Genomic DNA, 25688 nt, shown 5'->3' on the forward strand with positions numbered 1-25688 from the left:
CATGCTTGACCCTGCTCCACGCTTCCGCCACTGTCATACAGGTATCGTTGTTACAGCCGGTAATGTAAATGTCCCTGACGCCTATCTTTCGTAGAATACTGTATGAATCTGCCCAGGACGGGAAGTCCTCATGTTGATTTAAATCCGCTTCCGGGCACATAACCCTGCTCTGATCGACACCCGTCAGCATCACCTTGAAGCGCTGTCTTATGAACATGTCCTGGCGTTCCATCTGGACCACATAGAGCACAACGCCAGGGGGGGCGCTGCCAGAATCTGCTACATTGAAAAGAGCGAAAATAACCCTCTTGTTTTCCCTGAAACGGATTATCAGACCAGTAATATCAGCCAGTCCCTGGGGGTTGGAAGCTTCTTTGAATATCGCCGTGTTGCTCTCCTGAATACTCATCAGAACAACAAGAACCTTCTCTTTCTCGGGCAAACGCCCCAGCGTCGCCTCAATGCTGGCAATGATCTGATCAAGGCCCGCCACCGCAATTGGGGAACAGAACCACAACCCCCCGGCCAGACAAACTCCGCGCGTCGCCTTTATCAGGCCACTTACAGAGATATCGATACAAGAGAGGCGGATACGGTTGAGGGTGCCAGCATTCATATCAGAGCACTCCAGAAAACTGAATATAAAACGCCAGGAACAAGAATAGGTCACAATCCAATCTGCCAAGGTGCCTGTCCGGGCAGGTATGTTCACCTTCCCCGGACTTCATTCAACTTCCTCTTGCTCTTAATGAATTTACCATTGTTATCTAGGATAACCTTGACGATTCAGCCTCTATTGGACTTCTGGTTATGCTTAACCGGACAGATAGTGATCTGACCCTCTACTCAAGGATGAGCGTTCGGTCAGTGTTCCGGGGTTCCATCTGGTTAAAAAAAAGACGTCCAGCTGCCAGAGCGAGTGAACTGGCATTTTAATGGGTTCCGGGATTATTCCAGTACTCTGCCACCCGTTCCGCTACATTATTCCAGGCCGGTTTCTCCGGCGCGAAACGCCCCCGCAGATAATTAACTAACCCGGTCACCTGCTCATTATTCAGGCTGTCCTTAAACCCGGGCATAATCCCAAGGGCGGGGATATCCAGAGTCTTGGACTGAACACCATAGAGAATGACCTGAATCACATTATCCGGCTGGTCGCTGTGGATATTGCTGTTAAGCGCCAGGCTGGTGGACGCACCTGTAAACGACAGAAGCTCTCCTTCTGTATGGCAGGCGGCACAGCTGCTGTCGAAAATACGCTGGCTCTGCTCCATTTCCAGATGGCGGGTGGCTGTTTGCCGGGTCAGGGTCTGTGCCTGTTGTGCCAGTTCGATTTTTGTTTCGCTGACCGGATTCATAAACGACGCAACATAATGGGCAATAGCCCGAACATCTGCTTCCGGCAGTTTACTTAAGCCTGCAGCAACAGGAGCCATAGGCCCTGCCGCAGCGCCATGCTGTTCGGAGGAGCCTGTGCGCAGATATTCAAACAGGCTGTCTTCGGTCCAGGGAACAGGGGCATTGGAAAGTTGGTTAAGAGGTGGCGCTTCCCAACCGTCGACCATAGCACCGGCCAGGTAACTGCTGCCGGTTTTCTCAGCACCAAATAAATTACGTGGGGTATGACAGGCACCGCAATGTCCAAGTCCTTCTGCCAGATAGGCACCCCTGTTCCAGAGGGCTGAACGCTCCGGTGAAGGCTGGAAGGGTTTGGGGTCATGGAACATGGCGTTCCAGCCAGACATAAGCGGACGCTGGTTAAAGGGGAAGTTCATCTCGGCTTTGGGTGTCGCCGCTTTGACCGCAGGCTGGGCCATCAGATAGGCGTACAAAGCCTGCATATCGCTGTCGCTTATTTTTGCGAAAGAAGTGTAGGGGAACGCGGGATAGAGCTGTTTACCATCACGGCTGATGCCCTGGCGCATGGCACGGTCAAAGGCTTCAAACGACCAGCTACCAATACCGGTGGTTTCATCGGGAGTGATATTGCTGCTGAATACCGTGCCAAAAGGTGTTTCAAAAGGGCGACCACCGGCATTGGGTGCACCGCCTTTCAGCTCAGTATGACAGACCGCGCAGTCTCCGGCTTCTGCCACCAGGCGTCCCCGTTCAATGGTTTCCGGAGAGTAGAGATTGGCCGGTGGGCGGGTTATGGGGGCAATGGCTCCTTTCCAGGGCCAGGCAAGGGCTGCAGCTCCTGCTACGGAAACGGCCGCTGCTGTGGCCCATTTTTTCCAGCCGGGTGTTGAGGGTTTGTCAGACGACGATTGTTCTTTGTTCTCAATAAGTCCATTGCCGGTTAAACCTTCCCGAATCAACTCGGGTGAAAAAGGCGGCTGGCGGAAACGCAGGCCGGTAGCGTTATAAATAGCATTGGAAACAGCCGCTATTGCCGGATCAAGCACGCCCGGCGCATAACGAACAGGGCTGGTCTTGCTGCCGTTTTCTTGTTCCGGTTCTGCACGCAGCGAAAGTGATGAGTTTGCTGTTTGGGGAGAAAGGACGGAGCTCTGTTCAGATGCTGCTTCAGACAATGACCATTGATCAAAGCTCTGGCCTTCCAGCAACGGTGTGGATGATGAAGAGAGAAGCTCACTCTGTAACTGTTGCTTCAGTGCTTCGTAATCCTCAGCGTTATGAGTAATGGCTTTGCCCGCATCCTGGCCGACAACCAGCCGATTCAAAGTCACTTCGCCGCTTAGTTTATTAACGGCGATATCCACAACCCAGGCCGAACGGGTGCCGTTATCTTCTTCCCCGTTATTTTCCGCATCTTGTCGATGGCTGTAGGCAAAGCCCCGACCGTGAACAATATCCTGAAAAGGCGACTCTGCCAGACCGTAATGGGTTGCTGCGGGAGACCAGTTTACTTTGCTGCTCACTGAGTTAATCAGCTCAATACCGCGCTGATCCTTTAGCTGTTTTCGGCGCAGGTTAACCGGGTCCTGCTGCTGTTCTTCCGCCAGTTCATCCATCCAGGATTCCCTGGCAAACGTTGTTTGAGATGTTGCAAATTCTCCAGGCTGATAACCGGATTCCGGCTTGGTAATATGCTGCTGGTCAAAATGGTAAGGGAAAGAAAACGACGCTGATTCACCACAGGGATTGGGCTGTGTATTGCCATGAATAAGCAGATAAGCCAACACGGGCGCGGTACTGGAAGCGCTGTGCTGTTTGTAACGCAGCGAGCTGTTTTCATTGCTGTTGTTATGGCAGCTTTCCAGATTAATCTGTTGGGCCTGACCTAAGGCATGTCGGTCTCGTGCGCTGTCGGCATCTATCCAGACTGCGACGGGATGGCCTGTTTCCTGAGATAAGATCAGGGCATCGGCGGCGGCATCATCCCGGCAGTCACGGATTAAAGCATCAGAACGCTGACTGTTGATGGAGAGATTATTCAAGCCGGTCAGTGCAGAAAGTTCCGAGTGCAGTAGCTGAGGTGTGGCAGATTGTACATCCACCGTGCCTTTCTGAGCGCAGGCCGTAATCCAGCCCTTTTGGTCTTTACGGGCTATACGGTTTGGCCAGTGATATTTCCGGGAAAAAGTCTGGCCACTGGTAAGGTCTGTTCCACAGGATGATGTTTCCGGTAGGGCAGGTGCCTGCTCCCAGGAGACTTTTAACTGCTGTGCGGCTTTGGTTGCCTGTTCAGGTGTGTCGGCAACAACGCCAATGAAGTTGCCTTTCTGGACAATCCGGATATTTTCTTTTTGGTTGGTGAGTATGGAGTTATCAAGATTAATAAAAGGTGAGCAGAAGAAATGACCGTTTACTACTCGATAAACCGGTGGCCGTATAACGACACCGTATAAGAGATTTTGTTCGTGTATATCTAAGGTAAGCTGGTCTTTCACCGGACTTTCGGAGATCACTGGTCGCTTGCTCCTTCCGCCTGTTGCTGCAGGTTCTGGGCAGCCTGTTTAACTGCATTGATAATTTCCACATGGGTACCGCAGCGGCAGAGGTTGTGCTTCAGAGCTGATTTGATCTTGTCGTCGGAAGGGTTGCTGTCCTGGGCCAGCAGGGCTTTGGTGGTCATAATCATGCCGTTCAGGCAGTAACCACACTGGGCGGCCTGTTGATCGATAAAAGCCTGTTGAACAATATCCGGGGATTCTTTGGTTCCCAGCCCTTCCAGAGTTGTGATTTCGCAGTTCTGTACCCGGCCAATGGGCAGCATACAGGAACGGGCAACCATACCATTCACCAGAACAGTGCAGGAACCGCACTCCCCCAGGCCACAGCCGTATTTGGGGCTGTTCAGTTCAAGATCATTCCGCAGGATATAAAGCAGAGGGGTTTCCGGTGGAAGATCAAAGCTTACCGGTTCGCCGTTAACAACAAGATTCAGGGATTTCTCCATTACAGCATCCTGCGAAAAATATTTTTATTGTTTTTCTAATAACGTAACAATAACGGAGGTAGATACGTTACTCCAATATTGAAATACCAACATCGAGTCCAGGCACATACTCATACTATTTCAGCACAGCTACTTCAGGAGCAACTACCGTGCCGTCCTTCACCACAGGAGCATCATCCAGGTAAACCGTGCACTTACGCAGGGGAATATCCATATGGCAGGGTGTCTTACGGGTGCCGCCTACCTCAGTGTTGGGGCCGGTTGAGAACAGGAAGTTACCTTCAAAAGCCCGGGCATCCATACACATGCCGTCGTTTTTGTCGTGCAGGCCCATGGCGGTCCACTGGGCCCGGGGCTGCAGCCCCCAGCCAATATGGGAGATGCCGTAGACTTCGGGGTCCTTGAAGTAGGCCATATATTCCCGCAGGTACTCCGCTTCAAAACCACCGTGAATCCTGGTGATAAAGCCCTTTTCGACTTCCAGAGTGATCTTGTCCCGGGCATAGCTTTTAAAGGGCAGCAGGATATCCCCTTCATCAATAACAATGGTGCCTTCCGCTTCATTCTCATTGGGCCAGGTGAACAGGAAACCGCTGGGCCAGTGATCCCAGCGACCGGGTTCATCCACATAACCATATTCGGTCACGGCGGGGTACTGACCCAGGGGCGCGAGAAAGTCTGTGCCGGAAGCGGAGGTCACCCGCATGCTACTGGCTTTGGCCAACAGTTCCTGTGAAGCAACTACGCGAGCCTTGTCTTCTTCTGTGGGCAGCATACGGACCAGCACTTCCGGGGGCTCAACGGCCAGCAGAATACGGGTGCCGGTTTTCAGGATCTGTTCCTGTTCGGGGGAATGCAGCAGCATCATGGTGTCCACAATCATATCCGCCGCTTCCAGAGCGCGTTGGGCTGCGGTGTTACCGGTCAGGGCGGTATCACCACAGTAGGCGGTCATATCATTGCCCATGGCCATGGGGGCATTAAACGACGGCAGTTCTACGATATAGGTCTGCGCTCCCAGTCGCTGTGCTGCTTCCATGGAAGCCCGCACGATTTTCTCGTTGGAGTAGTGACTCTTCAGGATGGCGACGCTCTGGGTGCTGTCGACTTTTGAGAGGGACAGAACATGCTCAAAGTGGCTGGTGAGTTCCGCATTGCTGACAGGCATTACTCATCTCCCTGTTTTTATGGATTCTTGTTGGAGTTAATTAGTGTGTACATTGTATTTTTCATTCACTTTATTATGTGTTCGTGAAAATGTTAAGCGAATTGTTGAGGGGCAAGAGATTCTTTATATCCTCTGCATCATCGTAGTGCTTTCTCTTTAAATCGTGCTTTAAAGCGGTGAAACCCGCTTTTTCCCAGTAAAGCGCAGGGTGCAGAAAGGTAAAGTGTTTACTTTGGGAATATGCAGTGTGTACACTCTAATTATCAATGATTTCATACTGAATATTAAAAGAACAGGTTTCTAAAGAAGTCCCTGAATAAAGCACCTGGAGTGGTTAATGCAGAATAAGAACAATAAGACGATAGCCGTTATTGGCGCGGGATTGGGCGGCGCTGCTGCGGGTCGTCTGCTGCAACAGGCCGGTTTTGACGTCGATGTTTATGAACAGGCACCGGAGTTTTCCCGCCTGGGTGCCGGTATCCATGTCAGCTCCAACGCCATGCATATTTTCCGGAAGATGGGGCTGGAAGAAGCCCTGTGCAAAATGGGCTCACACCCTGACTTCTGGCTGAACCGGGACGGTGAGACCGGTGAATATATTTCCCGTATCCCCTTGGGGGAGTTTGCCGTTAAGGAATATGGCGCTCCTTACATCACTGTTCATCGTGGCGATATGCACGCTGTGCAGATTGAATCCCTGGACCAGAGTCGCCTGCACTTTGGCAAGTCCCTGGAGGATGTGGATGATTCCGGTGATGATGTCTGCCTGAAATTTGCCGACGGAACCGAAGCCCGTGCTGATCTGGTGATTGGTGCTGATGGTATCAACTCCCGTATCCGTGACATTCTGCTGGGGGCTGATGAGCCGATTTACGGCGGTACAGTCGCTCACCGTGCCTTGATCGATGGTGAGAAGCTCAAAAAGTATGACCTTGATTTTGAGGATTGCATCAAGTGGTGGACAGAAGATCGCCATATGATGGTTTATCACACCCGTGGTGATAAGAGTGAATATTATTACGTAACTGGTGTTCCCCATGAGCCATGGGATTTCGGCGACCAGTCTAATGTGCTCAGTAACCGGGAAGAGCTGTTTGAAGCTTTTGAAGGTTATCATCCTATTGTTCAGGCTTTGGTTGAGTGCACGGACCACGTCACCAAGTGGCCCCTTCGCTACCGTAACCCTTTGCCCCTGTGGAGCCGTGGTCGTCTGGTTATGCTGGGGGATGCCTGTCATCCTCTGCGTCCCCATATGGCCCAGGGTGCCACCATGGCCATTGAAGATGCGGCTATCCTGACCCGCTGTTTCCAGGAAACCGGTCTGGATGATTACCAGACGGCGTTCAAAATGTACGAAGCCACCCGTAAAGACCGGGCTACCAAGGTACAGCAGATTTCCATTGCCAATACCTGGTTCCAGACCCAGGAAGACCCGGCCTGGTGTTATGGTTACAACGCCTTTGAAGATACCCTTCGCGAAGGCTAAAAAAACAGAGAATAATAATGAGCAAGTTTCTTTATGGTGCGAACGTGAATGCCAACGGCATTCGCCAGCACTACCTTCGATACGGCGGCCAGGACGACAGCTCTTCTACTGGAAAAGCACGTCAAACCCTGATTCTGGTTCCGGGCATTACCAGCCCGGCCATTACCTGGGAGTTTGTTGCGGAGCGCCTGGCAGAACAGTTTGATACCTATGTTCTTGATGTCCGTGGCCGTGGTTTGTCGTCCACCGGCCCGGAGCTGGATTACGATACGGATACCTGCGCGGACGATATTATCGCCTTCGCTGCGGCTCTGAATCTGGATAATTATGTGCTGGTTGGTCACTCCATGGGTGCCCGTTTTGGTATTCGTGCGGCGGCTAAAGGCGCGCCAGGTATGGAGAAACTTGTTCTGGTTGATCCGCCGGTATCCGGCCCTGGCCGCAGGCCCTATCCGAGCAAGCTGCCCTGGTATGTTGACTCTATCCGTGATGCCACCGCTGGTTGTGATATTGAAACCATGCGTGGCTACTGCGCGACCTGGACCGATGAGCAGTTACAGTTACGCTGCGAGTGGCTGCACACCTGTTATTCCCCTGCGATTGTGACCAGTTTTGAAGAGTTCCACACTGTGGATATTCATCAGTATCTCCCAGAAGTGAAGGTTCCTACATTGTTGATGGTGGCCGGTAAGGGCGGTGTGATTGAGCCTGTGGATGAGGCGGAGTTTAAAGAGCTGCTGCCGTCTATCCAGATCAGCCATGTGGAGAAGGCCGGTCATATGATTCCCTGGGATGATTTTGTTGGTTTCTTTGAAGGCTTTGGGGATTTCCTTGGCTGCAGGCTGTAAGAGTTTTTAAACGCATCGGGTTTCCGGGCTCGGACTCGGGTTGGTATTTCCGCTCCAGTGATACATCCATGTATCAAGTCGCTAGCAGGCCAGGGATGGCCTGAGAGCGCATCGGGGCAGGAAAGCCCCGTCGCGCGGAAAACATACTCCCTTTCTTCCGGCTGGAAACGAATAAACGAGATACAAGGATAAAAACAATGAGCAAGGTTTACCGTATCGGGCAGATTGTCCCCAGCTCCAACATCACCATGGAAACCGAAATCCCGGCCATGCTGACTGCCCGTCAGCAGATTCGTCCGGAGCGTTTTACCTTTCATTCCAGCCGGATGCGGATGAAAACCGTAAAGAAAGAAGAGCTGGCAGCAATGGACGCAGAGTCCGATCGTTGCGCCCTTGAGCTGAGTGATGCTCAGGTTGATGTTATGGGTTATGCCTGCCTGGTAGCGATTATGGCCATGGGCCTTGGTTATCACCGTGAGTCCGAAAAGCGCCTGACCCAGCGCACCATTGAAAATGATGCCAAAACGTCAGTGGTTACCAGTGCTGGTGCCCTGGTGGAAGGTATCAAAGCGATGGGAGCCAAGAAGGTTGCACTGGTTGCTCCTTACATGAAGCCCCTGACCGAACTGGTGGTTGAGTATATCCGCAGCGAAGGTATTGAGGTTCTGGATTACCGTGCCCTGGAAATCCCCAATAACCTGGATGTGGCCCGTCACGATCCCATGAACCTGCCGGATATTGTTGATTCCATGAATCTGGACGATGTGGATGCCGTGGTACTGTCTGCCTGCGTACAGATGCCTTCCCTGCCCGCTATTCCCATGGTTGAAGCCCGTACCGGCAAGCCTGTTGTGACCGCTGCTGTTGCTACCACTTACCAGATGCTCAAAGCACTGGAGCTGGAAGCTGTTGTTCCAGGTGCAGGTGCTTTGCTGTCCGGAGCTTACTGATGACAGCGCCTGACAAGAGTGCTGAAGATAACTACAAAGGCGTATGGGGTAACCGTATCGGCTTTGGCAACAAGGCCGCGCTGCTGGTTATCGACTTTATGCAGGGTTACACCACAGAAGGCGCGCCGCTATATGCGCCTGGTGTCGTGGATGCCGTTACCTGTGCCGCGCCGGTTCTGGCTGCGGCACGGGAGTCCGGTACCTTGATTATTCATACCAATATTCGTTACCAGCCTGAAACATTTCAGGATGGTGGCGTATGGGTGAAGAAGGCACCGGTTATGAAAGATATGGTGGAAGGCAATCCTCTGGCGGCCTTTTGTGAAGAGGTCGCGCCTGCTGATGGTGAGCTGGTGATCAGCAAGCAGTATCCCAGCGCCTTTTTTGGTACAACTCTGGCGACCACTCTTCATGCTCAGGGTGTGGATACAGTTGTGCTGATGGGCTGCTCCACCAGTGGCTGTATTCGAGCGTCTGCTGTGGATGCTGTTCAGCATGGCTTCCGTACTATGGTATTGCGGGATTGTGTGGGTGATCGTCATCCCGAGCCCCATGAAGCCAACCTGTTCGATATCGACAGCAAATATGGCGATGTGATTTCAGGTCAGGAATATCTGGAATATCTCCGCTGATATTCTGGGATTGTGATAAGAACCGGCTGACTATGGCCGGTTTTTTTATAGTCTGACAAGGTCTGCGGATGCTGGGGTCCCATTGTTTTTCAGGGTGTCGGCATGATTGTTATCATATGTCACAGTGGTTCGTCACTTATAAGAGAAAAACTGTCGTTTAGAGTAAAGAGTTATATTTTCTATTTCTGCATAGATTATTTTTATTAGGTTCAAGCTTCATTTTTCGCCACTCTTAAATGAGAGCGCTGTGCCATGAACATTTCACAAATATGTTCTGTGAGAAGTATGCTCGTTGTTAAAATCACTACCGTTTTTTTAGCAGCAGTTTCTTTGGCCTCATTCGGATACGCAGATGACAGGGGAAAGCATTACCTCTCTCTTGTCCTGTACAACAAAAGCATTCACCCCCAGCAAGTGGATATTGAGAGTCCCACCGGAGGCATGCGGTTTGGGTTCTCAGCATCTTCATCGGACAGCAAGGCTTCTTATAGAATTTCTTCAGGGGACCATCAGCCCATACCAGTCTATTTCAATAGTGCCACTTTCCCTCCGGGGGAAGAATCCTTTACCGTAACGCTGTCCGGTGCTTCAGGAGACACTTTTCCTCCGCACTCTCTTCATTACACATGCCGTATGTGCAGTGAAGAGAATTGTGATACCGGTTATGCAGGCTGCGCTCAAGTGAAGTTTTATGGATGTACCATAAGTTCCGGTACTTTCTCAGACAGCAGGCTCAACGCTATTCATACAGGCAGCCATCTGACTGACTATACCCGGAAGTACTGGGCACACCATTATCCACTTGGTATGAGAGAATCTTCGGGTAAAACGTGTTTTCTTCCTGTTATTGCCATTGAAGATGATTCACCGGTGCCGGTATGGTTCAAAGATAAAGGAGCGGCAGGGTATGCGGGTCAGGAGCAACGGTACAACATTCACTACGCCTTCGATATTACCCTTATCAATGAAACTTCCAAGCTGCAGCAGATACGTCTGCGGGATAATGATGCTGACTGGAGAATACAGAAAGGTATTCCTGACAGAAACAGTTTCGGTCGCTCTTTCAGGCAATCGCAGGAGCCTGAAGTGATCAGTATTAAGCCTGGGGAAGAGGTCACAGCGCCGGTTTATTTCTCTACAACCGACAAAAAAGTAAGAACGTATGATGGCCTGGCCTATGTAAAATTGGAGCTTCTTGATGCCGGTTACATTCAGAAGAACAGACAACCGCTTATGCATGCCTTTTTGTTAAGCAGTGAGGAGAATACTCCAGATTGGGCGCTGCATAACTTACACAGGCATGGTCGTTTGTTTTACCGCTTCCATAACTGCGATGTAAGTCCAGAGCAATGGTATGGCTCCGACAGAAAACCTTTAGACAATTACTGTTTACAGTCTGAAGAGTTCAATGTGCAGGAAGACTACAGGATAGAGATAGATTCCGGTGAAGATATGCTGGGAATTATCCCGGACACAATCGGGAAGTGGGCCGCCAGAAGACAGGTGAAGGCAAGGATTATCGGTGCCGGAAAAACAGTTGTTCTTTGCCCGCCAGCCGCCGTATCACAGGAAAGATGACTTTTTTATTCTGCAGATTGTGAACAGGCTCTTTATGGAATTGTGGTAAGAACCGGCTGACTGTGGCCGGTTTTTTTATGGTTTTCTAACAGGCAAGTCAGTTTACTCACATTTTTTACAGTGCGACTGAATTTATTCTGTGGGCTGCGCTCTATAAGGGTTTCTACCGGAAACAATAGGTGAGGAACACGTTGAAATACCAGAAGGTTTATACCAGCCTGCTTCTCGGGGCAGCGTTGCTGTCTGTATATGCCTTGGCCCAGGATCTGAAGCCTCTTTTCACGGTTGACCTGTCACAGGGGGACATCAGCCCCGGTGTCAGTGTGTCTGATGATGGCAAATACGCAGTCGCGGGAGATACCTCCATAGACCTTGAAAAGAAGCAGGTTCATCTCAAACTGGATGAAGCCAGCGGCCAGTCTGTTATCGTTGGCCATACCGTCTATTCTCTGCCGATAGAGGAGAATAAGGTCAATGTCTATGATCTGGATTCCGGAACTGAGTTTTCCCCGATAACTTTCAATGGGCCAAACGCTGCTCAGGGTTTTACCCGGGCAATAGCCAAAGCTGCTGATAATTATTCGGTGATGGTTCTGGGTATTCAAGGTGGGGAAGTAAGTGAGAACAAGGTTTATCGAATATCCACGGTTGACCAAAGACTGCTAAGTGATGGCTATGATGTGTCACCCCCGGAAATGAATGTGGGAGGTAAATTCAGGGGGCCTGTTGAGGGAACGTATTCGACTCTGGTTCCTTCAATAAAGGATAATTCAACGGTGTATCTGCTGGGGTCGTACGTCTATAAATACAACTCTCCTTTAAATGCAACAGATGTAACAAATGTTGCCTTTGATGTTTTGACTCAAGCCAGGTTTAACAATACGGATGATCAGTTTGCCAGCCTTTCAGTTCATTCTTTAAGCGAAACAGAAGCCAAAGGTGCCACTGCCGTACCTGAGTCTCCACTCTGGCTTAGTGGTTATGCTGCCCAGTGTGGAGGGGATATCTGGATGCTGGCGACTGATCTGAGTCAACCGGGTCACTTTTTTGAACCAGGCTACAACAAACTGGCCAGATACTCCCTGAACAGCAATAAAGTAGAAGAGCAGTTTATTACCAATGGGGATAACTCTTTTCCCCGTCAGTGGTCTGCGACCTGGACACCAGACTGCCGCTATATTTATCTCTTTGATTATGATACCAGAGGCTTGGATGACGGCCAGCCAAGCCGGATTCTTCAATATGATACCCAGACCAAAACCTATGCTCAGCAGCAGGTTATGGGTGCTACTTATGATCCAAAAGGATTTGAACACGGCAAGGGGGTATCAGGCTGGCGTCGTAGCCCAGTGTGGCGGTGAGCCTTGTTTGCTGACGGTATACTCATCATCTGATCCAAATGATGAGAGCAAGAATTTTAACCGGTTTGAGGCCTACCCCATTCCCTGGAAATAAATTCTCGCTCTGGCACTGATAAGTGCTGTTTCAACCGTTCAGGTATTCCTCTTTTCGCAAATATTGGAATGCCTGAATGGTGGTTCATTGATTTGCCCGCTGACTTTAATGTTATTTCCCATAACAATCTTGATACGTTTTTAATGTGTTGTTGATTTTTCTCCCCTGAAGCCTGTCCAAATAAAATATCTAACTTCATATGGAATGGGGAGTCACGGCTATGTCAGCACCACTGGGAGCAGTACAGACCGAAAGAGTACAGATAGAAAGCCCACTTACCAGGCGGCAGATGTTTGAGGAGATTGTAGACCAGCGCACAAATAGTTCCCTGAATAATATCGTTTCCGGCGTTAAGGCTGTTTACAGTGGCTTCTCCTGGTTTGCGATGGGGGTTGCAGCTATTGGTGGTTTGTTTCTGTTGAAAGATAAGCCGCTACAACAACGTATCATTGTCGCTATAGGTTCCGCTGCCGGAGTTGGGGCAGGTTCTCTGGTGTTGGAGAGGCGCTGCCTGAATCCTTTAATGGTGAAATTAAGGAGCAACTTTTCAGAAAGTGTGCGAAAACAGGTTGTTGAAAGCGCACGTATGAATAACCCCAAAGACCAGAAAGAGTTCCTGTTATCCATGTGCAAGAGGAAAGACTCTTCGGTCACTCTTGTTGCGGATAGAGACCTGGCGGGAGGTTGTCTGTGGTGGTTATTTTCTGGACTGCCGGGGGATGGGAAGATGCGTTATCCTGCAGGAATAGCCTGTGTTAGCCAGTGGCTGTTGGGGGCCGGCAGAAGAAACTACAATGAAATCGAGGATAAAGCCGCGAAACTGATTGAAGGTACTATGAATCCTGCTGTGCAGAGATTCCGTTTATTTGAAGGGCTTCTGGATAGGTACCACTGTGTTCCCGTGCAAGGGGGTGAACTTTATAATGTGCCTTTAAAAGACCTGAAAACCCAGGAGCTGGAGAGCAGTAAGAACAATGAAATTTGTTCGAGAACATTGATTGAATTTACTGATTCAGAGTGTGTAGCCGAAAAGTTTGATTCCTGTTTTTCCCAGAGCCGCCCGGGGGATCTTGTTTATATTGAGGCTATTGATGGTGAAAATAAATGCAGTATACCGTTTGGGCTGATTCGCGAAACCAAAGATAGCTGGCTGGTTTGCCATCCCAATCATGCCGTTTTTCGGGTAGAGCACGGTTATATTGCATCCGTTCTAGAGAATCTTCTGTTCTGCCATCAGTCATCCAGGCAACTTTTTGTGAGTTTGTTTCGAGCAGATTCTGCTTTTTAAGCGTAGCCCCAGGGTGATTGCATCAATTTCCCCAGAACTGAACAGAGCAACCCCAGCGCCTCACATTCCTTCTTGAAGTCAGGGCGTATATATCCTTTATCCCCGAGAAGCATTTCGCTATCTGAGAGCTTGGGAGGAAAACCTCGCTGCCGGATGGGGGTACGCAGCAGGGTGGAGTACAAATCGTCGATCAGACAGAAGACACTGATGATAAACTCTTCGAGGAACATGACAGTCACTGTCTGGTGTGTTTTTGCTGAACAAATATTAGACAGTAGCCATGTATTAGACAGTAGTCATGCCCCTCTTCGGAGTCCGTTAAAAGTCACACTTCGGGTCCTATTAATCAGCTAAGTTCTGACAGCCTACTCTGATGATGACACGAAAGGCCCTGACACAAATTTTGTTCCTTGGGAGTTCAATTATCCTGAGCTTACAGGTATTCGCCCCTACGCCCAGCTACATGTACAATATATTTGGTGAGCCGGTCTTAACAGAAGACAGGCCTCTGCTCATCAGCACTCTCAGTCAGGTTACAACTCTATACAAGAATTCACCCCTTATGAGACTCCCGGAAAATAATCTTGGATTCTTGAATGCCGCCATTATTACCACCCCACCCATAGAAACTATGTCGCTTTCTGCAGCGGAAAGACAGTCGATTACAGAATCCTGGCGCTTTGTTTTTCTGTCTCTTACAAAGGAAAATCCATTACATTTCAATGGTAGAGTGGTCCTGGAAATGCATGGCGGAGGGGATCAATTACAGTTTGAATTCTCTAATAGAAAAATCACTTATAACACCGAACAATTTGGCCAGCAGCTTGGCGAATTTTTTCAAATCTATCAAATAAAAGTCGATCAGATAGACGTCTTTTCCTGCTGCGGTGAGAAAGTCATTCCAAAACTGCTCGCTGGCCTGAAAGCTGCCAAAGTGAACAATATCGAAGTCAATGGGTTCAGGGTTAATGAGGTTGGTGTCAGCCGGTTTAACCCACAAGGGCTTCCGAACATGGTTGGTTTTTATAAGGACGAGGAGCCTTATTTCATAAGAGCGGATGACTTCTTTGTTCGTGGACAATTTCCAGAAATGCCAAAGGAGCTGCTTATAACCACCGTAGAAGGCAGCCCAACCTATGTCCCCCCGCCGGAGTTTCCCGGTCTCAGCGACAGTGAGGGTGCCTGCTCGCCCTGAACAAGAATGCTACAGCGACCAGATAAACCCGCTGCAACAGACACCTCTTGACTCGCCGGATTCTTCTCCAGCGTCCGCAGAATTAGCCATCGTTAACCTTTTCCGGCTCCTCAACTCGGTTCAAGGCGCATTGCTTAAAGTTGGTATACCTGTTGCCAAGACCGTGCTCGTCAGTGAGCATGGTACGAGACATTACAAATCCGTAGTAATGCAGGTGTAGTAACCGCAATACTGCGGATTTGCGGTCTCATTTCAAGATCTTTGACGAAACGTCAACAGCCCCTAAAAGCAATTTAAAGGCGCTTTAAAAAGTATCTTCAGGTACACGTACCCAGCCTTCCATTAACACCCGGGCACTGCGGCTCATAATCGCTTTATCGGCAACCCATTGCCCGTTAACCTCGGTGGCCTGTGCACCTACACGGAGGGTGCCGGACGGGTGACCAAAGCGAACAGCTTCCCGCTCTCCGCCTCCCGCAGCCAGGTTGACCAGAGTTCCGGGAATAGCCGCTGCTGTTCCTATAGCCACAGCCGCTGTACCCATCATGGCATGGTGCAGTTTGCCCATGGACAGAGCCCGGACCAAAAGATCAATATCTTTGGCTGCTACAGATTTGCCGCTGGATGATATGTAATCTTTCGGCGGAGAGACAAAGGCAATCTTGGGTGTATGCTGGCGCTGGGCGGCTTCATCAATATGATTGATCAGCCCCATACGCACAGCCCCATGGGCGCGAATGGTTTCAAATCTGGCCAGTGCCTTATTATCACCATTAATCGCGTCCTGCAATTCTGTTCCGGTGTAACCAATATCCGCAGCATTGACAAAAATAGTGGGAATACCGGCATTAATCATGGTGGCCTTAAATGTGCCCAAGCCAGGTACTTCCAGCTCATCAATCAGATTGCCGGTGGGGAACATCGCCCCTTCACCATCGGCCGGGTTCATAAACTCAACCTGTACTTCCGCAGCCGGGAAGGTGACGCCATCCAGCTCAAAATCACCGGTTTCCTGCACCAGACCATCGGTTATGGGAATATGGGCGACAATGGTTTTTTTGATGTTGGCCTGCCAGATTCGCACGGTTGCCAGACCGTTGGCCGGCAACCGGTTCGGCTCAACCAGTCCCTGGCTTATAGCAAAAGCGCCAACGGCCGCTGTCAGGTTGCCGCAATTGCCGCTCCAGTCCACAAAGGGTTTATCAATGGAGACCTGGCCGAACAGGTAATCCACATCGTGGTCTGGTTGCTGGCTTTTGGACACAATTACGGTTTTGCTGGTACTGGAAGTGGCGCCTCCCATACCGTCAATCTGTTTCCCGTAAGGGTCCGGGCTGCCGATAACCCGCAGCAACAGTGCGTTTCTGGCGTCCCCCGGAACCTGAGCGGCCGGGGGCAGGTCTTCAAGGTTGAAGAACACTCCTTTGCTGGTGCCCCCCCGCATATAGGTTGCGGGGATTTTTATCTGCTGTTTGGCGGCCATAGTTATTGACATAGCTATTTGGACTCCAGAAAGTCTTTGGCAAACCGCTGCAGTACACCACCGGCTTCGTATACCAGAACCTCTTCTGCGGTATCCAGGCGACAGGTTGCCGACACTTCAACTGTTTCCCCATTTCTGCGATGAACCAGAACAGTCAGTGTGGCTCCGGAAGCCGGTGTGCCTGCGACATCGTAGGTTTCCGTGCCGTCCAGATTCAGGGTTTTGCGGTTAACGCCGTCTTTGAATTGCAGTGGCAGAACGCCCATGCCCACAAGGTTGGTACGGTGTATACGCTCAAAACCTTCCGCCAGAATCACTTCCACGCCCGCCAGCCGTACACCCTTGGCGGCCCAGTCCCGTGAGGAACCCTGGCCGTAGTCAGCGCCGGCCACAATAATCAGCGGCTGGCTGCGTTCCATATAGGTTTCAATGGCTTCCCACATCCGGGTGACCTTGCCTTCCGGCTCGATACGGGCAAGGGAACCCTGCACAACTTCGCCGTTTTCCTGCACCATTTCATTCAGCAGTTTCGGGTTGGCAAAGGTGGCCCGCTGGGCGGTGAGGTGGTCACCCCGGTGGGTGGCGTAGGAGTTAAAGTCTTCTTCCGGTACACCCATTTTATGGAGATAAGCCCCTGCCGCGCTGTCCATCATAATGGCGTTGGAAGGGGATAGATGATCGGTGGTGATATTGTCACCCAGCACAGCGAGAGGTCGCATACCTTTCATTGTGCGTGCACCGGCCAGGGCACCTTCCCAGTAGGGAGGGCGACGGATATAGGTGCTCATTGGGCGCCAGTCGTACAGAGGGCTTTTTGCCTGTTCGACCTTACCAAGGTCGCTATTATTTTGGTCAAAAAGGGGAATGTACACCTGCTTAAACTGTTCCGGCTTTACGCTCTCGGCAACAATGGCATCAATTTCTTCGTCGCTGGGCCAGATATCTTTCAGGGTGACCGGGTTGCCACTGTGGTCGGTACCCAGAACATCTTTCTCAATATCAAAGCGCACGGTACCGGCAATGGCATAAGCCACCACCAGTGGTGGTGAAGCCAGGAATGCCTGCTTGGCGTAGGGGTGAATGCGGCCGTCGAAGTTGCGGTTGCCGGAGAGAACTGCTGTTGAGTACAGGTCCCGGTCAATAATTTCCTGCTGAATTTCTGGGTCCAGTGCGCCGCTCATACCGTTACAGGTAGTGCAGGCAAAGGCGACAATACCAAAGCCCAGTTTCTCAAGTTCTGGCAGCAGGCCAGCTTCTTCCAGGTAGAGTTTGGCAACTTTGGAGCCGGGGGCAAAGGAAGACTTCACCCAGGGTTTGCGAACCAGGCCCAGTTCATTGGCTTTACGGGCCACCAGACCGGCAGCAACCACATTGCGGGGATTGCTGGTATTGGTGCAGCTGGTGATGGCGGCAATAATGACCGCCCCATCGGGCATTTTCCCTTCCGCTTCTTCGGCCAGAGCTTTATCGAGGTTTACAGCAATGCCACGCTCACTCAGGTCGCTGGTGGGTAGACGACGGTGTGGGTTTGAAGGGCCTGCCATATTGCGGCCAACGGTGGACAGGTCAAAGCGCAGCACACGTTCATATTCCGCAGTCTTTAAGCTGTCTGCCCACAAGCCGGTTTCTTTTGCGTAGTTTTCAACCAGTGCTACTTGCTCAGGCTCCCGGCCGGTCAGCTTCAGATATTCGATGGTTTGTTCATCGATAGAGAACATACCGGCGGAGGCTCCATACTCCGGAGTCATATTGGATATGGTGGCACGGTCACCAATAGTCAGAGAGGCTGCACCATCGCCGAAGAACTCCAGATAAGACGAAACTACCCGCTCTTTTCGCAGAAACTCGGTAATGGCGAGAACAATATCTGTGGCGGTAATACCGGGCTGGCGCTGACCAGTGAGTTCTACGCCAACAATATCCGGCAGACGCATCATGGAAGGCCGGCCAAGCATTACGGTTTCCGCTTCCAGACCGCCGACGCCTATTGCGATAACACCCAGGGCATCAATATGGGGGGTATGGCTGTCGGTGCCGACGCAGGTATCGGGGAAGGCAACGCCGTTCCGGGACTGAATCACCGGGGACATTTTCTCCAGATTGATCTGGTGCATAATGCCATTGCCGGCGGGAATGACATCGACGTTTTTAAAGGCGGTTTTGGTCCACTCGATAAAGTGGAAACGGTCTTCGTTGCGGCGTTCTTCAATGGCTCTGTTTTTTTCAAAGGCGTCGGGTTCAAAGCCGCCATGTTCTACGGCCAGGGAGTGGTCAACAATCAGCTGGGTGGGAACGACCGGGTTAACCTGGGATGGGTCGCCCCCCTGTTCGGCAATGGCGTCCCGCAGGCCTGCGAGGTCGACCAGTGCAGTCTGGCCGAGGATGTCGTGGCAAACGACGCGGGCAGGGTACCAGGGGAAGTCCAGGTCACGTCTGCGGTCGATAATTTGTGTCAGGCAGTCGTTGAGTGTTTCCGGGTCGCAGCGGCGTACCAGTTGCTCTGCCAGAATCCGGGAGGTGTAGGGCAGGGTGTTGTAGGCACCGGGCTTGATGGCTTCCACAGCGGCGCGGGTATCAAAATACTCCAACTGGGTGCCGGGAAGAGGCTTTCTGTATTCGGTGTTCATGTATTCAGCCATAACATCAGCAATTTTAAGGAGGCTCTTCAGTTCGGCGTTCAGGCAGGAAATGGTGTTGTGTTTGCCGCGCTACAGGGCTTTCCCTGCCCGAAGGCGCTCTCAGGCCAATCCCTGGCCTTTGCAAACACAACACCTCCCCCTGCCTTTCTGGCATCTACGCTCTATCAGCAATATCAACCCATTTCGCGCTGTCCGGGCCGGTGTAATCGGCGGATGGGCGGATAATGCGATTATTGGCACGCTGTTCCATTACGTGTGCTGTCCAGCCGACTACCCTTGAGCAGACAAAAATCGGGGTAAACAGCTTGGTGGGAATATCCATAAAGTTGTAGGCGGAAGCATGGAAGAAGTCTGCGTTACAGAACAGTTTCTTCTCCCGCCACATCACTTCCTCTACTCGTTCGGAGACATTATAGAGGTGGGTGTCGCCCACATGGTCGGACAGTTTCTTGGACCACTCTTTAATAATGGCATTACGGGGGTCGGATTCCCGGTAGATGGCGTGGCCAAAGCCCATGATTTTGTCTTTCCGGGCGAGCATGTCCATGATGGCGGCTTCCGCTTCATCAGGGGTGGACCACTGTTCGATCATATCCATCGCAGCTTCGTTGGCACCGCCGTGGAGGGGGCCGCGAAGGGAGCCGATAGCCGCCGTTACGCAGCTGTGAATATCGGAAAGGGTGGAGGCGCAGACCCGGCCGGTAAAGGTGGAGGCGTTAAATTCATGCTCGGCGTAAAGAATGAGTGAGGCCTGCATCACCTTTACATGGAGAGGGTCGGGTTTTTTGTTGTGCAGGGTCCACAGGAACTGTTCGGCGATGGAGTCTGCGCCGGTTTCCACATCAATGCGAATGCCGTTGTGGCTGTAGTTGTACCAGTAATTGATGATGCCGGGGAACGCGGCGAGCATACGATCAAGATGATCGTGCTGGTCGGCAAAGTCGGTTTCCGTTTCCAGATTGCCGAGCATGGAGCAGCCAGTACGCATCACGTCCATCGGGTGAGCGGACGCGGGGATATGCTCGAGCACTACTTTCAGGGCGTTGGGCAGTGTTCGCATACTTGCCAGACGGCCTTTATAGGCATCCAGTTCGGCGCTGTTGGGCAGTTTGCCATAAAGCAGCAGGTAAGCCACTTCTTCAAATTCGGCCTTGTCCGCCAGCTCTTTGATATCGTAGCCACGGTAGGTCAGGCCTGCGCCTGTTTTACCCACGGTACACAGTGAGGTTTCACCGGCAGACTGTCCACGCAGTCCTGCGCCATTCAGCTTTTTTGCACTTTCTTTTGTTTTATTATCAGACATCGTCACATATCCATTTTTATTGTTAACGTGGGCGGCGTTGTACTTTTCTTCGCTCATGGCTGTTTCTGTTCGCCCGGAAGTTGTTGTTATGGTTTTCAGGTACTTCTAACGCTCATTTGTTTTTGTCATCGGCAAACAGACGATCAAGGGTCTGTTCGTAGTCGTGGTAACCCAGGAAATCATACAGCTCCATGCGGGTTTGCATGGTATCCAGCACAGCTTCCTGTGAACCGTCGTTCAGCAGGGTCTGGTATACGTTCAGTGCCGCTTTATTCATGGCGCGGAATGCGCTCAGGGGATACAGCACCAGATCAATACCTGCGCTGGCCAGCTGTTCGCAGTTAAACAGCGGTGTTGCGCCAAACTCGGTAATATTGGCTAGAGTGGGCACTTTTACCGCATCTACAAAGCGCTGGTACTCTTCCAGAGTGTGCATGGCTTCCGGGAAGATCATATCGGCACCGGCTTCTACGCACAGGCAGGCCCGTTCGATGGCTGCGTCTATACCTTCCACCTGCAAAGCATCGGTGCGGGCCATAATCACAAAGTTATCGTCGGTACGGGCATCAACGGCGGCTTTTACCCGGTCAACCATTTCCTCTTTGCTGACAATCGCCTTGTTCGGGCGGTGGCCGCAACGCTTCTGGGCAACCTGATCTTCAATATGCACGGCAGCAGCTCCGGCTTTTTCCATATCCCGAATGGTTTTGGCGATATTGAAAGCGCCGCCCCAGCCAGTATCGATATCAACCAGCAGGGGGAGTGAGGATGCTGACGTGATACGGCGTACATCTTCCAGTACATCGTTCAGGGATGTCATGCCCAGGTCCGGCAGGCCGTAGGACGCGTTGGCTACACCGCCACCGGACAGGTAGATGGCCTGGTGGCCGACTTTCTCCGCCATCATGGCGGTATAGGCATTGATAGTGCCTACAACCTGCAAAGGATTATTACTGGCTACCGCATCTCTGAAGCGACGGCCGGGGGATGTACTGCTGACGGTTGATTCTGCCATTCTTCACTTCCCTCTTTATTTCTCGTGGTGCAGTGTCTGCACGCTGTTTGCTTATTTGCTATTTTGTTCGTCGTGCGGCTCATCGTGAAAGCGCCAGTTCTTTTGCAGGCGCAGCCGGGATGTACGGATATGCCTGCGCATCAGCAGTTCAGCCATTTCAGCGTCACCGTCTGCCAGGGCATCAACAATGGCGCGGTGTTCAGCCAGGGCTCTTTCCGGGCGGTTACCACCGGTGCTGCCCTGGTTCCGGTACATGCGCACCTGGTGGTAAAGCTCACCGCAAAGGGTTTCAAACAGGCGACGATTGCCGGAGGCTTGTACGATGCGATAGTGGAAGTCCAGATCACCTTCCTGCTGAAAATAGGCGACACCTTCACGAAATTCTGCCTGCTGGCTGTGGTGTTCCAACAGCCTGTACATATCGTCAATCTGTTCCGAAGACATATTCCCGGCGGCCAGACGACAGGCCAGCCCTTCCAGCACTTCCCGTATCTGGAAGATATCCAGCAGCTCTTCAAGGCTCAGGGAGATAACCCGGGTGCCGCTGTGGGGGGTACGTACAACCAGCCCCCGGCCTTCCAGACGATGAATCGCTTCCCGCAATGGCCCCCGGCTGACGCCGTAGTGACTGGCCAGCTCCGCTTCGCTAAGGCGGCTGTTGGCGGAGATTTTCCCCTGGACAATGGCCTGCTGGAGCTGTTCAAAGACTCTGTCGGAATGGGTTTCAGGTGGGCGGCTCATGCTCTTGATATATGAATTTGTGATATACGCACTTGGGTTATAGGTTAAACGCTAATTGTTGACAATATTTGTTTTTTTTGAAGGTTAAGCCAATAAAATGCAGATTTCAATCTCATATTGTTAACAATATGAGATTGAAAGATGTGCGTTAAACCGAATAGCTGACGGGCATGTCAGTTCCTCTTACATCCCCTGCAGGGGCATGACTTTTTCTTTCCGCCTCTGGTCAAAGCTGAACATGCTTTATGGAGAGAATGGGGGACTTGCACATGGCTGCACCATTACCAACAGGTTTAAAAGGGATGACTGGCCATCAGGCTTATGATGAGGTTGTCAGACGGCAGACAAAAGCCGCGCTGGACAGTCACGAGACTATGTGCAAAGGGGTTTATATCAGTGGTCTTGTGCTTGGCAGCCTGGGGGCCGCGTATCTGGGTTACCGACTGGTCTCCGATAAACCCCTGTGGGCACGTGTTCTTACCCCGGTCAGCATTGCGGTGGGTTCATTCGTCGTAACCAGATGGTTGAATCAAGCACGTTTAGCAGCAGCTCTTAAGGAAATAAGGGATGGCGCTGAGGCGAAAGAAAAACAGAAGGCCATCCAGTGTGTCAGAATGGAATGCCCGGGTGACCAGAAAACCTTTTTAACCGGGATGTGTAATGATTCGTCACTGTCCGTGCAGATGGATTGCAATATTGATGGTGCCTATCAAACAACACTGGCCACTAATCCTATGGCTCCGGGTCATATTATCACGCTTCTGAAAAATGCATCCAGCGTCGCATTTGTGGGTGAATGGCTGCTGATGCAGTCTAACGGCGAGTTTGAACACCCTGACCAGATTCCCGGGCGGGCTAAAAGTGCAATGAGGTCAGATCCGAGTATAAATTACCAAAGACTCAGTATGTTCGAGAAGATGTTGCAAGAGTGCGAATGCATTGAGATTGACGCTGCGATTAAGAATCACGAGGAAGGTTATGCAGTCTCGATGCCGTTGAAAGAACTGGTCTCCCACCCGGTTGATTGTGTAACAGGCGCAAAGATGTGTAGTTGGACAAATATCAAGCTTGGTGAATTTGATTCTGTGGAGGGCAAGCTGTCCCCCTGCTTTCGACAGGTCAGACCTGGTGACTGTATCTATATGGATTGGATGGGGGATGGAGATAATTTCGTGCCTTTAGGCTTTTACCGAATAGATGAGGAGCACTGGCTGGTGTGCCATCCGGAACACGGCATATTCTATGTTTCGGATGACGGCATTGTTGAAGTGATGGCACGGATAAAATTCTGCCACCAGAAATGCAATGAGGTCTTGGTTGCGCTGTTCCGCAAAAAGACCGCTTGAGCGGACCGTCTCTGGTTTTGTCACTGGGCTTCTTGGATTGGAGCTCTTCAGGCCGGAACTTCCTGGTCCTGGTACAGCTCACTGCCCCTGTCATGTTCAGGGCGATATAGATCTCTCTTCCACATTTCGACCAGATCCTGGTTCTGGTGATCCCAGGGGTGGAAGCCGGGACGGAAGAAATCTTTATAGGGCTGGCGTATCTGGGTCATGATCCCTCGTTTTCCCCAGAGGAAATTACTGAAGTCTTTGATGTCCTTCCAGCTTGGCCAGATTTTCGCCCACCAGAGCAGGGCGACCACGTAAAGGGAGATACGAACAAAAAAGGCGATTTTGATAAAACTCAGTGTTCTGCGCAGATATTTCTGGTCATTGTCACAACACTGCATATAAACATCGAAGGCGACAGCTTTGTGTTCTATCTCCTCGACAGCATGCCAGTAGAACAGGTCGCGGGCTGTCGGCTCTGCGTCCGCGATAATATCAGCGTTTTTCAGGATAAATTCCGCCATGATCGCTGTCATATGTTCCATACCCACCGTCAGGGCCAGGCGGAACTTGTGGCTGCACCGGCGGTGTATACGGTTCAGATCCCGTTCCAGTTGTTTCTCCAGTCTGGGGGAGTCCCAGCCCAGTTTTTTCAGGGCTATATTGGCCTGTTTGTGCTGGTGGCTGTGATGGCCTTCCTGCCCTATAAATCCCCGCACCTGTTCTTTGAGAACCGGGTCAGTGATCTGGTCCCGGTAATTGCGGACGGAATCTATAAACTCCCCTTCGCCGGGGGGGAATGTTGAAGACAGGGCAGCGACGAAAGCCGATTTCAGGCTGTTGTTATGAAAGAACAGCCTGGCTTTCATGTTGGAAAACGGAAATGCCATTCTGCGGGGTTTAATGTTCATATCCTGGATCTCATCAATGTTCTTATTATTTTTGACCGTGGATTTTCCTGACAACGCCTGTATGAAAACAATGACTGTTGGTCAGCGGATAAGGGAATTATGGTCAATTGTTGCGTGTCCATACAGGTGATACGGTCTCATTGTCATGGTGCTGAGAGGTCAGAGTATGTCTCTTAACGTATACGGTACGGGAGACTACTCCTATGCCGGAGAGTATCTGGCCGCCTGCAGGGATTTTGCCCATCTGCGTGGGATCAGCGCGGCAGAGCTGGTGAGGGGAAGTGATTGCCCCCTGGCGTTGCTTATTACGCCTCCGGCCCGTATCGCGGATAAAACCATGAACCGGATCACTGCAAACCTGATTGATGCTCTGGGAGATTATTACCAGACGGCGGTGGAATTCGGGCAGTTTATGGGAATGAACAGCCATGGCGCTCTGGGTATCGCGATCCAGGGGGCGAACACCCTGAGCGAGGCCAGTATTCTTCTGGCCCAGTACTTTCGCACCAGAACCAGTACTACCCGTGCTGAGCTGCTTCCTGGTCCGACATACAGCACCATGAAATTCATCAAGGATTCTGGTTATTCTGGTTATAAAGAGGGGGATCATCCCGGCCTGGCCATTATGTTCGAGATTTCCACCCTGGTGACCTGTGACGCCATTGTACGCAGCCTTTTGGCTGATTGCCGGTTATCCGGACGAACGAGAATAATTATGACTGTTTCGGAACCCGAGCATTTGCCGGCGTATTTTCAGGAGCAGGATATAGAGGTCAGGTTCGGGCAGCCGGATATGGAAATCCAGGTGCCAACCCTGTGGATGTCGTATCCCTTCGGAACTTCTGATAAACAGTTGACCACTGTTGCGGCAGAACTTTGCGAAAATGAGATAAAAGACCTTGAGCCAAGGGATTTGGTTTCCACTCTGGTGGACAGGATTCGTCGGATGGAAGGCGCAAAACCTTCCCTGGAAGAGATAGCGGCGCAGGTGTTTATGTCTGCCAGTACCTTGCAGCGCCGCCTGAAAGAACATGGTATGACCTATCAGCAGCTGAAATCCAAGGCCCGGCTGATGCAGGCCCGGGAGCTTCTGGAACAGGGTGTTGCCCTGGATGATATAGCCACACGGCTGGGTTTTACCGATACATCCAACTTTTCCAAGTCGTTCAAATCCTGGACCGGTTTAACGCCAATGGCCTTTAAACACACTCATATTGACAAGTTTGACGTAAAATAACCATTGAATTGACATGTGTTCACCTGTCGTACACTGGTAACTTGAGCAATATTAAGCATCCAGAG

Annotated in this window: 22 protein-coding genes; 10 read left to right on the top strand and 12 right to left on the bottom strand. The window is 51.3% G+C overall.

The genetic code is table 11. The features are described 5' to 3' along the window. The 4 genes from ACY2RQ_RS15875 to ACY2RQ_RS15890 all read right to left on the bottom strand — a co-directional run. Positions 1–616: hypothetical protein (locus tag ACY2RQ_RS15875; protein WP_490113970.1), on the bottom strand; the 616-nt coding region annotated here is incomplete at its 3' end. A 316-nt stretch (positions 617–932) separates the two neighbouring features. Continuing rightward, positions 933–3872 carry a c-type cytochrome gene (locus ACY2RQ_RS15880; protein WP_490113971.1) on the bottom strand — a complete coding sequence of 980 codons (2940 nt, stop codon included), beginning with the start codon at positions 3870–3872 and terminating at the stop codon, positions 933–935. After that, on the bottom strand, positions 3869–4363 hold the full coding sequence (locus tag ACY2RQ_RS15885) for a (2Fe-2S)-binding protein (protein ID WP_490113972.1): 495 nt from the start codon (positions 4361–4363) through the stop codon (positions 3869–3871). The genes ACY2RQ_RS15880 and ACY2RQ_RS15885 overlap by 4 nt, the downstream gene beginning before the upstream one ends. A 115-nt stretch (positions 4364–4478) precedes the next feature. Then, positions 4479–5531: a 2,5-dihydroxypyridine 5,6-dioxygenase gene (locus ACY2RQ_RS15890; protein WP_490113973.1), complete on the bottom strand. Its 1053-nt coding sequence runs from the start codon at positions 5529–5531 to the stop codon at positions 4479–4481. Positions 5532–5868: 337 nt separating this feature from the next. Between ACY2RQ_RS15890 and ACY2RQ_RS15895 the strand changes: the two genes are divergently transcribed. The 6 genes from ACY2RQ_RS15895 to ACY2RQ_RS15920 all read left to right on the top strand — a co-directional run bounded on the left by ACY2RQ_RS15895 (position 5869) and on the right by ACY2RQ_RS15920 (position 12386). After that, positions 5869–7017, top strand: coding sequence for an FAD-dependent monooxygenase (locus tag ACY2RQ_RS15895; RefSeq protein ID WP_490113974.1), 1149 nt, complete (start codon positions 5869–5871; stop codon positions 7015–7017). Between the two features lie 17 nt (positions 7018–7034). Further along, on the top strand, positions 7035–7865 hold the full coding sequence (locus ACY2RQ_RS15900; RefSeq protein ID WP_490113975.1) for an alpha/beta fold hydrolase: 831 nt from the start codon (positions 7035–7037) through the stop codon (positions 7863–7865). Between the two features lie 197 nt (positions 7866–8062). Beyond that, complete coding sequence (locus ACY2RQ_RS15905; protein ID WP_490113976.1) at positions 8063–8815, top strand: maleate cis-trans isomerase family protein; 753 nt, start codon at positions 8063–8065, stop codon at positions 8813–8815. Beyond that, positions 8815–9447: an N-carbamoylsarcosine amidohydrolase gene (locus ACY2RQ_RS15910; RefSeq protein WP_490113977.1), complete on the top strand. Its 633-nt coding sequence runs from the start codon at positions 8815–8817 to the stop codon at positions 9445–9447. The genes ACY2RQ_RS15905 and ACY2RQ_RS15910 overlap by 1 nt, the downstream gene beginning before the upstream one ends. Positions 9448–9777: 330 nt before the next feature. Beyond that, on the top strand, positions 9778–11025 hold the full coding sequence (locus ACY2RQ_RS15915) for a hypothetical protein (protein WP_490113978.1): 1248 nt from the start codon (positions 9778–9780) through the stop codon (positions 11023–11025). Between the two features lie 191 nt (positions 11026–11216). Next, the gene (locus ACY2RQ_RS15920; RefSeq protein ID WP_490113979.1) at positions 11217–12386 is read left to right on the top strand and encodes a hypothetical protein; all 1170 of its coding nucleotides are present in this window, start codon (positions 11217–11219) and stop codon (positions 12384–12386) included. A gap of 56 nt (positions 12387–12442) precedes the next feature. Here the strand turns inward: ACY2RQ_RS15920 and ACY2RQ_RS15925 are convergent, their stop codons facing one another. Further along, entirely contained in the window at positions 12443–12679 is a 237-nt protein-coding gene (locus tag ACY2RQ_RS15925) for a hypothetical protein (RefSeq protein WP_490113980.1), read from the bottom strand. A gap of 21 nt (positions 12680–12700) precedes the next feature. Between ACY2RQ_RS15925 and ACY2RQ_RS15930 the strand changes: the two genes are divergently transcribed. Beyond that, a complete protein-coding gene (locus tag ACY2RQ_RS15930; RefSeq protein ID WP_490113981.1) occupies positions 12701–13768 on the top strand; it encodes a hypothetical protein in 1068 nt (355 codons plus the stop codon). On the opposite strand, the gene ACY2RQ_RS15935 is transcribed toward ACY2RQ_RS15930, so the two are convergent. Beyond that, complete coding sequence (locus ACY2RQ_RS15935; protein WP_490113982.1) at positions 13765–13998, bottom strand: hypothetical protein; 234 nt, start codon at positions 13996–13998, stop codon at positions 13765–13767. The two genes, ACY2RQ_RS15930 and ACY2RQ_RS15935, sit on opposite strands and share 4 nt — an antisense overlap. 143 nt (positions 13999–14141) lie before the next feature. Between ACY2RQ_RS15935 and ACY2RQ_RS15940 the strand changes: the two genes are divergently transcribed. Next, positions 14142–14963: a hypothetical protein gene (locus ACY2RQ_RS15940; protein ID WP_490113983.1), complete on the top strand. Its 822-nt coding sequence runs from the start codon at positions 14142–14144 to the stop codon at positions 14961–14963. A 304-nt stretch (positions 14964–15267) separates the two neighbouring features. Here the strand turns inward: ACY2RQ_RS15940 and prpF are convergent, their stop codons facing one another. The 5 genes from prpF to ACY2RQ_RS15965 form a co-directional block, all read right to left on the bottom strand. Then, positions 15268–16446 carry a 2-methylaconitate cis-trans isomerase PrpF gene (gene prpF, locus ACY2RQ_RS15945; RefSeq protein ID WP_490114052.1) on the bottom strand — a complete coding sequence of 393 codons (1179 nt, stop codon included), beginning with the start codon at positions 16444–16446 and terminating at the stop codon, positions 15268–15270. A 14-nt stretch (positions 16447–16460) separates the two neighbouring features. Then, positions 16461–19073: a Fe/S-dependent 2-methylisocitrate dehydratase AcnD gene (gene acnD, locus ACY2RQ_RS15950; RefSeq protein WP_490113984.1), complete on the bottom strand. Its 2613-nt coding sequence runs from the start codon at positions 19071–19073 to the stop codon at positions 16461–16463. Positions 19074–19239: 166 nt separating this feature from the next. After that, on the bottom strand, positions 19240–20388 hold the full coding sequence (gene prpC, locus ACY2RQ_RS15955) for a bifunctional 2-methylcitrate synthase/citrate synthase (protein ID WP_490114053.1): 1149 nt from the start codon (positions 20386–20388) through the stop codon (positions 19240–19242). Positions 20389–20500: 112 nt separating this feature from the next. Next, positions 20501–21403 (bottom strand): methylisocitrate lyase, encoded by a 903-nt coding sequence (gene prpB, locus ACY2RQ_RS15960; RefSeq protein ID WP_490113985.1) that lies wholly within the window; start codon positions 21401–21403, stop codon positions 20501–20503. A gap of 51 nt (positions 21404–21454) precedes the next feature. After that, entirely contained in the window at positions 21455–22144 is a 690-nt protein-coding gene (locus ACY2RQ_RS15965; protein WP_490113986.1) for a GntR family transcriptional regulator, read from the bottom strand. Between the two features lie 269 nt (positions 22145–22413). Here ACY2RQ_RS15965 and ACY2RQ_RS15970 point away from each other — a divergent pair, with 269 nt between their 5' ends. Continuing rightward, positions 22414–23490: a hypothetical protein gene (locus ACY2RQ_RS15970; RefSeq protein WP_490113987.1), complete on the top strand. Its 1077-nt coding sequence runs from the start codon at positions 22414–22416 to the stop codon at positions 23488–23490. Positions 23491–23537: 47 nt separating this feature from the next. Here the strand turns inward: ACY2RQ_RS15970 and ACY2RQ_RS15975 are convergent, their stop codons facing one another. Then, a complete protein-coding gene (locus ACY2RQ_RS15975) occupies positions 23538–24386 on the bottom strand; it encodes a metal-dependent hydrolase (RefSeq protein WP_490113988.1) in 849 nt (282 codons plus the stop codon). Between the two features lie 166 nt (positions 24387–24552). On the opposite strand from ACY2RQ_RS15975, the gene ACY2RQ_RS15980 reads away from it, so the two are divergent. Beyond that, complete coding sequence (locus tag ACY2RQ_RS15980) at positions 24553–25623, top strand: AraC family transcriptional regulator (protein WP_490113989.1); 1071 nt, start codon at positions 24553–24555, stop codon at positions 25621–25623. The last annotated feature ends 65 nt before the right edge of the window (positions 25624–25688 follow it).

It is taken from the genome of Parendozoicomonas sp. 209JJ7-1, from assembly GCF_058147085.1.

Coding starts and splice junctions, on each gene's coding strand:
- ACY2RQ_RS15885 (WP_490113972.1), bottom strand. CDS start 4,363: ATGGAGAAATCCCTGAATCTTGTTGTTAACGGCGAACCGGTAAGCTTT.
- ACY2RQ_RS15890 (WP_490113973.1), bottom strand. CDS start 5,531: ATGCCTGTCAGCAATGCGGAACTCACCAGCCACTTTGAGCATGTTCTG.
- ACY2RQ_RS15895 (WP_490113974.1), top strand. CDS start 5,869: ATGCAGAATAAGAACAATAAGACGATAGCCGTTATTGGCGCGGGATTG.
- ACY2RQ_RS15900 (WP_490113975.1), top strand. CDS start 7,035: ATGAGCAAGTTTCTTTATGGTGCGAACGTGAATGCCAACGGCATTCGC.
- ACY2RQ_RS15905 (WP_490113976.1), top strand. CDS start 8,063: ATGAGCAAGGTTTACCGTATCGGGCAGATTGTCCCCAGCTCCAACATC.
- ACY2RQ_RS15910 (WP_490113977.1), top strand. CDS start 8,815: ATGACAGCGCCTGACAAGAGTGCTGAAGATAACTACAAAGGCGTATGG.
- ACY2RQ_RS15925 (WP_490113980.1), bottom strand. CDS start 12,679: ATGAAGTTAGATATTTTATTTGGACAGGCTTCAGGGGAGAAAAATCAA.
- ACY2RQ_RS15930 (WP_490113981.1), top strand. CDS start 12,701: ATGTCAGCACCACTGGGAGCAGTACAGACCGAAAGAGTACAGATAGAA.
- ACY2RQ_RS15935 (WP_490113982.1), bottom strand. CDS start 13,998: ATGTTCCTCGAAGAGTTTATCATCAGTGTCTTCTGTCTGATCGACGAT.
- ACY2RQ_RS15940 (WP_490113983.1), top strand. CDS start 14,142: ATGATGACACGAAAGGCCCTGACACAAATTTTGTTCCTTGGGAGTTCA.
- prpF (WP_490114052.1), bottom strand. CDS start 16,446: ATGGCCGCCAAACAGCAGATAAAAATCCCCGCAACCTATATGCGGGGG.
- acnD (WP_490113984.1), bottom strand. CDS start 19,073: ATGAACACCGAATACAGAAAGCCTCTTCCCGGCACCCAGTTGGAGTAT.
- prpC (WP_490114053.1), bottom strand. CDS start 20,388: ATGTCTGATAATAAAACAAAAGAAAGTGCAAAAAAGCTGAATGGCGCA.
- prpB (WP_490113985.1), bottom strand. CDS start 21,403: ATGGCAGAATCAACCGTCAGCAGTACATCCCCCGGCCGTCGCTTCAGA.
- ACY2RQ_RS15965 (WP_490113986.1), bottom strand. CDS start 22,144: ATGAGCCGCCCACCTGAAACCCATTCCGACAGAGTCTTTGAACAGCTC.
- ACY2RQ_RS15970 (WP_490113987.1), top strand. CDS start 22,414: ATGGCTGCACCATTACCAACAGGTTTAAAAGGGATGACTGGCCATCAG.
- ACY2RQ_RS15975 (WP_490113988.1), bottom strand. CDS start 24,386: ATGAACATTAAACCCCGCAGAATGGCATTTCCGTTTTCCAACATGAAA.
- ACY2RQ_RS15980 (WP_490113989.1), top strand. CDS start 24,553: ATGTCTCTTAACGTATACGGTACGGGAGACTACTCCTATGCCGGAGAG.